At 61.2% G+C, this 11,918-nt stretch carries 11 protein-coding genes and 1 tRNA gene; 6 read left to right on the forward strand and 6 right to left on the reverse strand.

Annotation, left to right across the window (positions count from 1 at the left end; all coding sequences use genetic code 11):
* Window positions 1-2: 2 nt before the first annotated feature.
* Complete coding sequence (gene rutB / locus ACFFDA_RS19855; RefSeq protein ID WP_404482486.1) at window positions 3-734, reverse strand: pyrimidine utilization protein B; 732 nt, start codon at window positions 732-734, stop codon at window positions 3-5.
* A gap of 53 nt (window positions 735-787) precedes the next feature.
* On the reverse strand, window positions 788-1,249 hold the full coding sequence (locus ACFFDA_RS19860) for a PilZ domain-containing protein (RefSeq protein WP_404482487.1): 462 nt from the start codon (window positions 1,247-1,249) through the stop codon (window positions 788-790).
* A gap of 270 nt (window positions 1,250-1,519) precedes the next feature.
* On the opposite strand from ACFFDA_RS19860, the gene ACFFDA_RS19865 reads away from it, so the two are divergent.
* Window positions 1,520-3,613, forward strand: coding sequence for a RelA/SpoT family protein (locus ACFFDA_RS19865; protein ID WP_404482488.1), 2,094 nt, complete (start codon window positions 1,520-1,522; stop codon window positions 3,611-3,613).
* Between the two features lie 72 nt (window positions 3,614-3,685).
* Here the strand turns inward: ACFFDA_RS19865 and ACFFDA_RS19870 are convergent, their stop codons facing one another.
* Window positions 3,686-4,003, reverse strand: coding sequence for a DUF1905 domain-containing protein (locus ACFFDA_RS19870; protein ID WP_404482489.1), 318 nt, complete (start codon window positions 4,001-4,003; stop codon window positions 3,686-3,688).
* Between the two features lie 8 nt (window positions 4,004-4,011).
* Window positions 4,012-5,016, reverse strand: a complete 1,005-nt coding sequence (locus ACFFDA_RS19875; protein WP_404482490.1) for a peptidylprolyl isomerase — start codon at window positions 5,014-5,016, stop codon at window positions 4,012-4,014.
* A gap of 78 nt (window positions 5,017-5,094) precedes the next feature.
* Between ACFFDA_RS19875 and ACFFDA_RS19880 the strand changes: the two genes are divergently transcribed.
* Both ACFFDA_RS19880 and ACFFDA_RS19885 read left to right on the forward strand, forming a co-directional pair.
* Window positions 5,095-5,185: transfer RNA gene (locus ACFFDA_RS19880), tRNA-Ser, on the forward strand.
* A 175-nt stretch (window positions 5,186-5,360) separates the two neighbouring features.
* Window positions 5,361-6,557 carry a tyrosine-type recombinase/integrase gene (locus ACFFDA_RS19885; RefSeq protein WP_404482491.1) on the forward strand — a complete coding sequence of 399 codons (1,197 nt, stop codon included), beginning with the start codon at window positions 5,361-5,363 and terminating at the stop codon, window positions 6,555-6,557.
* Between the two features lie 26 nt (window positions 6,558-6,583).
* Here ACFFDA_RS19885 and ACFFDA_RS19890 read toward each other — a convergent pair whose 3' ends face one another.
* Window positions 6,584-7,048, reverse strand: a complete 465-nt coding sequence (locus ACFFDA_RS19890) for a hypothetical protein (RefSeq protein ID WP_404482492.1) — start codon at window positions 7,046-7,048, stop codon at window positions 6,584-6,586.
* Window positions 7,049-7,154: 106 nt separating this feature from the next.
* Between ACFFDA_RS19890 and ACFFDA_RS19895 the strand changes: the two genes are divergently transcribed.
* Window positions 7,155-8,351, forward strand: a complete 1,197-nt coding sequence (locus tag ACFFDA_RS19895) for an IS256 family transposase (protein WP_404482493.1) — start codon at window positions 7,155-7,157, stop codon at window positions 8,349-8,351.
* Between the two features lie 218 nt (window positions 8,352-8,569).
* Here ACFFDA_RS19895 and ACFFDA_RS19900 read toward each other — a convergent pair whose 3' ends face one another.
* Window positions 8,570-8,809 carry a helix-turn-helix domain-containing protein gene (locus ACFFDA_RS19900; RefSeq protein ID WP_404482494.1) on the reverse strand — a complete coding sequence of 80 codons (240 nt, stop codon included), beginning with the start codon at window positions 8,807-8,809 and terminating at the stop codon, window positions 8,570-8,572.
* Between the two features lie 144 nt (window positions 8,810-8,953).
* On the opposite strand from ACFFDA_RS19900, the gene ACFFDA_RS19905 reads away from it, so the two are divergent.
* Both ACFFDA_RS19905 and ACFFDA_RS19910 read left to right on the forward strand, forming a co-directional pair.
* The gene (locus ACFFDA_RS19905) at window positions 8,954-10,042 is read left to right on the forward strand and encodes a DUF2628 domain-containing protein (protein ID WP_404482495.1); all 1,089 of its coding nucleotides are present in this window, start codon (window positions 8,954-8,956) and stop codon (window positions 10,040-10,042) included.
* A 249-nt stretch (window positions 10,043-10,291) separates the two neighbouring features.
* Window positions 10,292-11,827 (forward strand): hypothetical protein, encoded by a 1,536-nt coding sequence (locus tag ACFFDA_RS19910; RefSeq protein ID WP_404482496.1) that lies wholly within the window; start codon window positions 10,292-10,294, stop codon window positions 11,825-11,827.
* Window positions 11,828-11,918: the final 91 nt, after the last annotated feature.

Consider the following 11,918-nt stretch of genomic DNA (forward strand, 5'->3'; position numbering starts at 1 on the left):
GGTCATTCCTTCGGTGGAAGCTGGCTCACAGCGGTCTGGAAATCGGCGACGGTTGAGACCCAGCCGAAGAACTTCTCCACGTTGTAGACCGTGGCCTCCATGATGAAGTCCGGTCCCAGGTGGTGCGTCGCATCCTCCAGCAGCACGCCGAAGTATTCGAGGTGGAAACCGTCGCGCAGGGTCGATTCGACGCAGACGTTGGTGGCGATGCCGGTGAACACCAGCGTGCGGATGCCGCGCGCGCGCAGCACAGAATCGAGCTGCGAGTTGAAGAACGCCGAATAGCGCGGCTTGTGGACGCGCAGGTCCCCCTCTTTCGGGGCGAGCGCATCGACCAGTTCGTAGTCCCACCCGCCGCGCGCGAGGAACCTGCCCGAAAGCTCGGGCCGTGCGCGCATGGTCTTGAGCGCGTTGGACTTGTGGTAGTTGGGCGAGAGCGGCGTGCCCGCCTCGACATAGCCGGCGTCCCAGCCGTTCTGCAGGAACACCACGGTCATGCCCGCCGCGCGCGCTGTATCGAGCACGTCGCCGATACGGCCGATCACCGCCGCGGCCGGGCCGACGTCGAAGCCTGCTTCGTCTACGTAGCCCCCCTTGGTCGCATAGGCGTTCTGCATGTCCACGACGATGACGGCGGTGGTCGCCGGATCGAGCCGGATCGCCTCGGGGCGCGCGGGCAGCACCACGGAGGGGCTGGAACTGGCGGGGTTCGGGTCGACGACTGTCTCGCTCACCCGGCACACTATTGTGCAGGCGCGAAGGGTGGTCAAGCGGGGTTAGTGGTGCTTCAGCAAGGGCGCAGGCCGGAGGACGTGCGCTCTTTCTGCGGGCGCACGCCCAGCAGGCGCTCCAGCGCGGCGGAGAAACCGGCGTTGCGCTGCCGGTTGGTCGCCTGCACTTCCCCGACGTCGAGCCCGCCCATCAACTGGATGCCGAACTCGCCGTCGCCGACCCAGCGCACCTGGGCCTTCAGGTTGCCCTGCCCCGGCAGTGCCACGTGCAGCGTCTCGCCACAGCTGGGCTGCAGGGTGCGCGAGGCAATGCACATGCCGCCCGGCGACACGTTGCGGACGATGACGTCCTCGCCGGGGCGCCCCTCGCCGCCGATCACCGCGCGGATGAGCGTGCGTACACGCGGCGACCTGTGGGGATGATCGGCGCCCGGCGGGGGAGGAACCGGCCGGGCGCGCAGTGCCAGCGCCTTCAGCCATTCGGGCCGGACATCGCCGTAAGCATCGAGATCTGCCATGTCGTTCGCGCGCCTCTTGTGTTCGGTTCGGACCGGAGGCGCCCGGCGGGGGAGTAGGCGGCACGGCTCCGGTCCAGCCCCATAGTGCCGCCGCGCCCTTCCCGGAGAGTTAACAAAACCCTTCCGTATATTAACTATGAAAACGATTGAATTTTTAATGCCGCCATTTCGCTGCGGGCGTCGGAAGACGGAAGGGGAAACGTTGCAAAATCTGCATCTGAACGCTTCCCCCTTGTCGCGCCGCAATAAATCCTGACATGACGGTGTGACATGCTCCGCCAGTACGAACTCGTCGAACGCGTCAAGGAATACGCACCGGAGGCCGATGAGGCCCTGCTCAACCGCGCCTATGTCTACACCGTGCAGAAACACGGCAGCCAGAAACGCGCCAGCGGCGACCCCTATTTCAGCCATCCGGTCGAAGTCGCCGGCCTGATGACCGAGCTGAAGCTCGACCAGCAGACCATCATGACCGCCCTGCTCCACGACACCGTGGAAGATACGCTGGCGACGATCGAGGAAATCGAGAAGCTGTTCGGCCCCGACGTCGCGCGGCTGGTCGACGGCGTGACCAAGCTCTCCAAGATCGAGGCGATGACCGAGAGCGAGCGAGCGGCCGAAAACCTGCGCAAGTTCCTGCTGGCGATGAGCGAGGACTTGCGCGTCCTGCTCGTCAAGCTGGCCGACCGCCTGCACAACATGCGCACTCTCCACTTCATCAAGAACGAGGACAAGCGCCGCCGCATCGCCCGCGAGACGATGGATATCTATGCCCCGCTCGCCGAGCGCGTGGGCATGTACGAATACATGCGCGAGATGCAGTTGCTCGCCTTCGAGCAACTCGAACCCGAGGCCTACGCCACCATCGCCGGCCGCCTCGCCCAGATCCGCAGCCAGGAAGGCGGCCAGGTCGACGCGATCGCGCTCTCCATCAAGCAGGCGCTCGCCGAAGCGGGCCTCAACGTCGAGGTCTCGGGGCGCGAAAAGCATCCCTATTCGATCTGGCGCAAGATGGCCGAGCGCCACGTCACTTTCGAGCAGATCACCGACATCATGGCCTTCCGTGTCCTCACCAACTCGGTGGAGGACACCTACAAGGCACTAGGCGTGCTGCACCAAGCCTGGCAGATGATCCCCGGCCGCTTCAAGGACTACATCTCGACGCCCAAGTCCAACGGCTACCAGTCGCTGCACACCGCGCTCATCTTCGAGCGCTCGATGCGCATGGAAGTGCAGATCCGTACCCAGGACATGCACCGGCTCAACGAATTCGGCCTCGCCGCGCACTGGGCCTACAAGCAGGGCGGCGTCCGGCCCGATGGCCAGGTCGGCTGGCTGCGCGACCTCATCGAGATCGTCGATGCCAGCCACGACGCCGAGGAGCTGCTCGAAAACACCAAGATGGCGATCTACCAGGACCGCATCTTCGCCTTCACCCCCAAGGGTGCGCTGTTCCAGCTGCCCAAGGGCTCGACCGCGGTGGACTTCGCCTATGGCGTCCACACCAACCTGGGCAATGCCGCGGTGGGCGCCAAGATCAACGGGCGGCATGTCCCGCTGCGGACCCAACTGGTCAACGGCGACGTCGTCGAGATCATCAAGAGCCCCACCTCCGAGCCGCAGCTTTCCTGGCTCGGTTTCGTCGTCACCGGCAAGGCCCGCGCCGCCGTGCGCCGCGCCGTCCGCGCCAAGGAGCGCGCCGAAGTGGCCGAGATCGGCTCCAAGCTCTACGACGAGATCGCCGGCCGCCTGCCCCAGCGGATCGGCAAGAAGGCCCTCTCCGGCGCCATCGCCCGCCTCGCCCTGCGCGACGAGGAGGACCTGATGTTCGCCATCGGCTCCGCCCGCTTCACCGACCGCCAGGTGATGGAAGCCCTGGTCCCCGGCAGCACGGCCGAACTGCCCGACGAGCCCGACTGGACCCGCGGCGAACAGGCGATCTCGATCCGCGGCCTGACGCCGGGAATGGGTTTCGAGCTGGCCGAATGCTGCCACCCCGTCCCCGGCGACCGCATCGTCGGCCTGCGCCGGCCCGACCACAAGGTGGAAGTCCACACGATCGACTGCATGACGCTCGCCAACGGCGTCGACGCCGACTGGCTCGACCTCTCCTGGGGCGAGCGCACCACCGGAGCGGTCGGCCGCCTGCGCCTCGTGCTCTACAACCGCCCGGGCACGCTGGCCGAAGTAACCCAGATCTTCGCCGGCAACCGCGCCAATGTCACCAACCTGCAGATGGTGCAGAGGGACGAGCCTTTCGGCACGTATGAGGTAGACCTCGAAGTATCGGACCTGGCGCACCTGACGCGCATTTCGGGAGCGCTGCGGGCCAGCGAGGCCGTGGCGGACGCGGAACGGATCTAGGGGGAAGTCCTGTTTGAGTGAAACGCTCCCCGTCATTGCGAGCATAGCGAAGCAATGACGGGGCAATCGCCCTCAGAACACCAGCGACACCTCGACCACATCGCCCTCGCCGATCCCTTCCGCCTTGCGCACCGAGGCCTTGACCGGCAGCAACCACCCCCCGTCCGCCTTGCTCGGGAAAACCGACGTCGCGAACACGCTGTCCCCGATCCGCGCCTTCACCTTGAGCGACCCGAACCCCCGCGCGTTTCCTTCCAGCTTGCGCATGATCGCAGTCCCCGAAAGCGCTTCCCCCGCCCCGCCGTCGACCGTGAGGAAATGCCACGTCCCGCTGTTCGCCCCGCCCGTCCAGCGCCACAGCCGGCCCGTGTGGGTGACGTGCTCGATCATACCGTGATTCACCGCTTCACCACGCGGACCGGCACCGGAACGTTGCATACGTCTACCCCGCCGGCGGGCTGGATGTAGAAGTCGTCCTTGCGGTTCGCACGCTTGTCGACATAAGCCTCGAAGCTGGCGCTTTCGGTGGAGAGATATTCGTAACCGGCCAGCCCGGGCACCTCGCTCCCCATCCGCACCGAGACGATCGGCGTGCGCTCCTGCGCCGTTTCGTAGAACCCGAGATCGCCCGTCCCGCGCGGCAGCGAGGAGAGGTGCTCCATCCCGGCGATGATCCGCCCGACCAGCGCGATGTTGCGATCGAGCTGGCGCGGCGCCTGGCCGATCACGGTGTAGAGTTCCGCCCCGGTCCCGGTGTCGGGCGAGACGTTGCGGCCCACGCCGACCATGCCGTAGCAATGAAGCGGCCAAAGGGCATCTTGGCCGAGACCCACGGGCCACCCGGCCCACAGACCAGTCGCGGAGGCGTAGGAATCCCTGATGGACGCGAAACCTTTATGGGAAGGCTTGTAGTTGTTTCCGGGATTGGGAAAATCGCGTTCGAGCGAACCCACCATGAGCTTGCCGGCAATCTTGGCCGCTACCGGGTCCCGCGTGCCGACGACGTAGGCATCCTCGGCAACTTCGACCAAATTGGCAGGCAAAGCCTTGGCCTTCCCCGGCGTCTCCCCGTCGGGATCGCCCCACTGCACGACGTAGTTGTCCTGAACCCGCACCACCGCGATCCCGTCGAACCAGCGCGCGGCGACGAGCTTGCGGATATTGCCGACCCACCCTTGCGCGAACGGCGGCGGCATCAACTGGATCACCACCCGCCGCGCCCGCCCCCGCCCGTCGGGCGCAAGCTCCATCACGACGAGATCGGCCGGCGCGATCCGCACCCAGTCGGCGCCCGGCGCGGCGGCGACGATGTCGTTCGGGGTCAATGCCTTGGGAGCGTCCGCGGCGGCCAGGGGCGTGGCGTAAAGGGCGACAAGGGCGAGCCCGGAAAGAAATGTGCGCATGACACGCTCATGCCACCCTCACGCCGCTTGCGAAACCCCGCAGCCTTCGCTAGGGGCCAGCGCCTATCCAGTGCATGCGGAGCGGTGGCCGAGTGGTCGAAGGCGCTCGCCTGGAAAGTGAGTATACGCCAAAAGCGTATCGAGGGTTCGAATCCCTCCCGCTCCGCCATTTACCCATCCGTCAGTGTTCACAGTTAACCGCCGAAAGGCGCGTATTTCTGCGGAAAACTAGGTTTTCTCAGGCCGTCGATGTTCGTTGAAGTTCGCCTGTAACCACGATAAAACGTGGTGGAAAGTGTGGTGGATTTCAGGGGGTGTGGTGGAATACCCCGGCGAGGTGAGTCATGGGGAATCTGACGGCCAACGAGGTGAAGGCTTTTCTGAGTAAGCCCGGCACCTATCAGGATGGCGACGGCCTATTCCTGAAAGTGGACAAACGCGGCGGTGCATCTTGGCTCGTTCGCATTCAGCACCAAGGAAAACGGCGCGATTACACCATTGGCACAGCCAAACTGGTGACTTTGGCCAACGCCCGTATCGAGGCCGTGAAACTGCGTGAGGCAGTCCGAATCAAAGGCCGCGATCCAGTAGCGGAGAAGCGAAAGGCCAAGGCTGAAACCGTCTCCTTCAAGGAGGCGGCCGATGCCTATCTTGAGGCGCATAAGCATCAATGGGCGAACGAGAAGCACGGGGACCAGTGGCTGAGCACACTGAAAACCTATGCCTTCCCTCTCCTTGGCTCCAAGCCGGTAGGCGGCATCACCGCTGGCGAGATCATTTCGGCCATCTCCGAAGTATGGACGAAAACACCGGAAACCGGGCGGCGAGTGAAACAGCGGATTTGCACCGTCTTGGACTATGCCCATGCTCGCGGTTGGCGAGCCACCGAAGCCCCACATAAGGCACTGGCGGCAGGCAAGGGCCTGCCCAAGCAGTCTGGCGGCAAGCATCATCCGGCCATGCCCTATGTCAATGTACCAGCCTTCCTCACCCGCCTTCGCGTCACGGGCGGAGTATGGGGACGCCTCGCGCTGGAGTTCGCTGTTTTGACCGCTGCTCGTTCGCAGGAAGTGCGGTTTGCGACATGGAATGAGTTCGATCTTGAGAACGCCTTGTGGACGGTACCCGCCGATCACATGAAGATGCGGCGTGAGCATGTCGTACCGCTATCGCCCGAAGCCGTGGCCGTGCTGCGAAGCGCTGCGGCTGTTCGGCGAGAAGGAACTGATGTTGTGTTCCCCGGCATGAACGGCGGCGCCATGTCTGACATGTCACTGCTCAAAGTGCTGCGTCGGATGGAGGAACCAGTGACGGTTCATGGCTTCCGATCCTCATTCCGCACATGGGTTGCCGAGCAGACCAATTTCCCCGGCGAAGTGGCGGAAGCGGCACTGGCCCACCAGAACCCGAATGAGGTCGAGCGAGCTTATCAACGGGGCGGTATGCTCGAAAAGCGCCGGAAGCTGATGGAAGCGTGGGGCGCATACTGTGCCATGGATCGAGCATTGACGAAGGTTGTATCGATCACGAGTCGAGCTTGACGCGGGAATCATCTGCCTAGCGTTTGTTAAGGCCTGAACTCTCCGCCAATAAAATCTGACGGATCGGGACGTTGAAGGGGACGACCCGCCAAAATTGCTGTGACCGCCTCTAACCGTTCCCCGATCCATCCCCTCATAAAATTGCGATCATCTTCGGTCATTTGATCGCTGCCCAAGCGAGAAGCCATATCATCTAAAAGCAAGCATGCTCCTTCTAAAGTGGTGCTCACGGCCACTAGGCGACGTGCCGTCGAATGACTTCCCTGATCGTCCAATTCGTATATTGGAAATTTGTCCATCTCTTTGATAATGCTCCTCATCATCAAGACGGCTGCTCTCAGATTGATTGCTTGAGGCAGGAAATGCGCTGATGTGCGGTGAAAACTTTCCAATGCCTCATAGGCATGCGCGAGAAGCCTTTTACTAGCATGACGTAACTGCCTCTTGCGCTGCCAATGCGGCGCAAAGGCTGTGAAATAGGTTACTATCAAGGGGTCGTGTCCCGCGGGGTGGTGTAGGAAGGTTTCCCTGAGAGGGTGGCCACCGTCGATCTTCTGGTAGGGTTCGGATGCGAACTCGAACCTGGAGAAGAAGACGATGACCGACGACAGAATGGCCCTTGTCGAGCTGATTGAGCAAGGGGCTGATAGCGATTTGGTGCGTGAGATGCTGGCTTTCGCCGCGGAGCGCATGATGGATCTGGAGATCGAGGCGAAGACGGGCGTGCCTTGCGGATCACGCAGCCCGGAGCGGCTGAACCACCGCAACGGCTACCGCGAGCGCGGTTGGGATACGCGAGCTGGCCGGATTGATCTGGCAATCCCGAAGCTGCGCAAAGGCAGTTACTTCCCGAGCTTCCTGGAGCCACGCCGCACCGCCGAGAAGGCCTTGGCGGCAGTGATCCAGGAAGCCTACGTCCACGGCGTTTCGACCCGTTCGGTCGACGATCTGGTCAAGGCTATGGGCGCCAGCGGTGTATCAAAGAGCCAGGTCAGCCGTTTGGTTGCCGAGATAGACGAGCGGGTGAATGCCTTCCTTACGCGGCCCATTGAAGGTGAGTGGCCCTATCTATGGATCGACGCCACCTACCTCAAAGAGCGCGAGGGCGGACGGATTGTCTCGACGGCGGCGATAATCGCGGTGGGCGTCAACACCGATGGCCGGCGCGAGGTTCTGGGCGTAGCCACCGGCCCGTCGGAAGCCGAACCCTTCTGGAAAGCCTTCCTGCGCTCGCTGGCGGATCGCGGCCTGCGAGGTGTGAAGCTGGTCATCTCCGACGATCACAAAGGGCTGCGCGCCGCGGCCAGCAAGGTATTTGCCGCAACCCAGCAGCGCTGCCGGGTGCACTGGATGCGCAACGCGTTTGCCCATGCCGCGCCGAAACAACGACCCGCTGTCATTGCCATGATCAAGACCATCTTCGCGCAGGAAACGGCCGAGGCAGCGCACCAGCAGTGGGACCAAGTTGCTGATGCCCTGCGCGAGAAGTTTCCAAAGCTGGCCGACATGATGGACGCATCACGCGAAGACGTGCTCGCCTACATGGCCTTCCCCAAGGATCATTGGGCGCAGATCGCCTCCACAAATCCACTGGAAAGGGTCAACAAGGAGATCAAGCGAAGGGCAGACGTGATTGGCATATTCCCGAATGAGGCTGCCGTCGTTCGTCTCGTCGGAGCACTCATGCTGGAGCAAAACGATGAGTGGGCGGTATCGCGCCGCTACATGACTCTGGAAACCCTCGGCTCGGTGAGCCATAACCCTATCGTCAGCTTGCCAGCACTGGCAGCCTGACCTGAACTCGATCCTGCCGTGGATCGACGGTTCCTACACCACCCCGCGGGACACGACCCTATCAAGGCAATGATCGCACCTAGGAATTGCGCCCAGCCTGCCAGTTTGTCGTGACCTTCAAGCCACATAATACCACTATTCATGGAACCGAGTATTCCGCTACCATTCCGCAATGGCAATGGTCGATTTTTCAGTAGATGTGGCCGAAGGATAGCAGTTCACTCAGCCACGGCTGGGCGATGATATTCCGCGAACAATTCCGCTGGTTGCACATTCAGTGCACGAGCCAAGGCTAGAGCAGTCTTGATCGTGATGTTGCGCTCGCCGCGCTCAATCCCACCTATATGATTGCGATGCAGTTCCGTCAGCCCGGACAAGTCCTCTTGGGTCAGGCCACGTGCCTTCCTGAACTGCCGTACAGCCTCACCTAACGGGACAAGATTGGGATCGACTTCCACGCAAATGTGGTTGCCGCCCTCCTAATATGATCACCACATCGTATAAGTGTGAATCCCGCTTTTACGGTGCATTTCATCATAATCACACCTATGAGTGTTTTTCTTCGCGCCAGCCTAGCAGGCGTAGCTAAGAGAGGGGGAGATATGCGATCATTCAACGTGTTTTCAGATGATGACGGCGATTATAGAGCCGTTAAACGAGGGTGGTGCTGGCCAGCATTCTTCTTCGGATCGATATGGGCCTTGTTCAGCGGGCTGTGGCTTGCCGCCTTTCTGCTGCTGCCTATAGATTTCGTCTTCAGCATCGCCGGTAACAGCGCCAACGGGTCTTTCGATCTCGATGACCGATACGACGAGACGACCCGGCTTGTTGTGCTGGCGGTGTTCTCCATTCCGCTGGCAATCCGGGTGTTTTTGGGAATTTTTGGCAATTCATGGCGAGCACGGAAGCTGTGCAGGCTCGGCTTTTCCCATGTCGGACGTGTGAAGGCGGATGGTAAGGAGCATGCCATATCTTTATGCAAGGCAGGCTCGAATGCAGAAGTCTCACCTTCGCATGACGAATATCCCGCGCAGACGCGGAATGAACCAAGGGGAGGAATGGCACCAGCCGATGACGTGGCGACACATTCCACAACGGCTGATGACAACCCATCGCATGCCATGGACCGTTTCCTGCTGATCTTTGCGACCATTATCGGCATTGCCGCCTGCACGTCGCTTGTCGGTTTGCTGCCAGCGGGCATTCTGTTGTTCGGGCTGGCCATGTCGCTGAAGGGCGGAAACACGGCTCACCTGAAGACTTCGACGAAACTGGTGTCGGGCGTCGGCAAGGCTCTGCTGGTTCTATCCGCTGCCGTAGGATGCCTGTTCTTCGTACTCTTCCTGTCGGCAGGGAGCCATGAGCTATTCTACAGGGACAGCGTTTCCTTCTATCCCGGCAGGGTTTCGCTGGCCGCCTTTATACTAGCAGCCCTGTCATGGACGGCGGTCCTTGCCTTGCGCTATCTCTGGCTCAATCCGCTGCTTCGCCAGCTTGATGCCATTCGCTCGTTCCTGTTCGGTATCCAAATGCCCAAGAGGCCGAAGGTGCAGAAGATTATGTCCCGTGACGGGCTGCAACCCTATTCGGTGGCCGACGAGATCGCGAAATGGAAGGCGCTGTATGATCAAGGTGTGATCGATGATGACGAATATCGGCAGGCTCGCAGCCGCCTCTTAAATCCCACCTGATGCCTGTTGCCCATGGCATCGGTGTGTTCCAGCCGTCCGCCCAACCCACGCGCCGCAGGCGCGGTGGGGCAGGAGTGGAAAAGGTTGGGCACGCCGATGGCAGAATTGGAACCAAGGGGCAAAAGCCCCTCAACCGTACCCCCATATTATTGTTGGGGGATATGATGATGGCGGTTCATTTTATCCGCTGGCCGCCCGCTTTCCGCTCCCGGCTTTGCCCTATCGGCCCCTCCGCTTCGCTACGGGCCGATGAGCAGCCTTCGCTCCCGAGCGGCCACCCAGCCGAAAGGGAGGGAGAAGCAACCGACCTCCATTCATCAGCCCACCATACCGCCGCAGGCGGAATACGGAATCGCAGTCTTGGCCTCTGTCGCAAGACGCATCTGGCATGATGTGGAAGTCACACTACCCCCGCTTGCAGCCCCCGCTGATATTGTGTCCTGTGTTGGGATGAACGCCATCATCAATTCCATAAGCGACCGCGAGATAGCATCGGCAATCTGGTTGGCGGTCTTTGCGGCTTTTGTTCTGATCAACAAGTCTACACGCGATAGCCTGGGCGCTGTGATAAGGGCGCTGTTTCAACCCGCGCTTATTACGCCACTAGGGATCGCTGCACTTTACGCTACCGGCGAGATTTTCCTTCTCAGCTATTTGGGTTGGTGGTCAGTCGCAAACCTGAAAACTACCATTATTTGGCTCGCGTCGTTCGCGTTCGTCACCATGTTCGAGGTGGCGACGGCCAAGAACCGCAAGGCGGGGCTTGGCAAGATCACGACGGAAATCCTCAGTGTGGCGGTCTTTGTCACATTCATCGCGGAACTCTACAGCTTCCCGCTAATCGTGGAACTGATCGCCTTGCCATTTGTCACCATCGTCGTCCTGATGGCGGAGGTGGGCAAACACAAACCAGAGCACGCGTCCGTCGCCCAACTTATGGGCCGTCTCTCCAGCCTGATCGGATTTTCTTATATCGGGTTCAGCTTGTGGAAGTCGGTCGGACTGTGGCGCGATACGTTCACATGGGCGAACTGGCTTGAACTGATCATCCCGATCATCCTTTCGGTAGCCTTCCTGCCGTTCCTGTACGCGTGGCGGACCTATGTCGCTTACAATGCGATGTTCACGACCATCTCGATCTTTGGGATCGACAAGGCGCTGGTTCCTTATGCGCGGTGGCTGGCGATCACGCGCATTCGAACCGATCTCGATCTGCTTGAACGCTGGCGAAAATCAATCCAATCGGCGCGCCCGGCAAACAAGGTTGACCTGAAGAACACGTTGACGGCGCTGCTGGCATTAAAGGAACGGGAAGCGGCCCCTCCCACCGTGCCGCCGTCAGACGGCTGGTCGCCATATCTGGCGATGCAATTCCTCATGGATATGGGCGTGGAAACGGGCCATTATAATCATCGATACGAGGGTGAATGGGGTGCTTCGAGTCCGATGCGCGAACTCGGGAAGGGTGACGGCATCTGGCGGAACAACCTCGCCTATTATGTCGACGGTACGGAACACGCGGCAACGGTTCTGAAGGTGAGGCTGAACGTCAACGTGACTTCCGACCGCACCGGGGCCGAGGATATCTTTATCCTCCATGCCATGCACTTGCTGGAGCAGGCGGTGAGCTTCGATGCCGTGGAACGGCTGAAGATGCAAATCGCTTCACTGAAGGATTTTCAGGCGCATATTCCATTCGGATCGGTGTCGCTGGCGCGTGAGAATTTCGACGGCGGCGCTATCAAGGACGGGTACTCATGGATGTTCACGGTGAGGCGAGCTTAAACGTATTACAACGGCTGCTAACGATCGCTTCGGGGTGCCAGCCGAAACTTCGTGAATGGCCGACATGGGCGTGAGACAGCGATTAGATCGT

Source organism: Novosphingobium sp. BL-52-GroH (assembly GCF_044813085.1).
Classification (GTDB): Bacteria; Pseudomonadota; Alphaproteobacteria; order Sphingomonadales; family Sphingomonadaceae; genus Novosphingobium.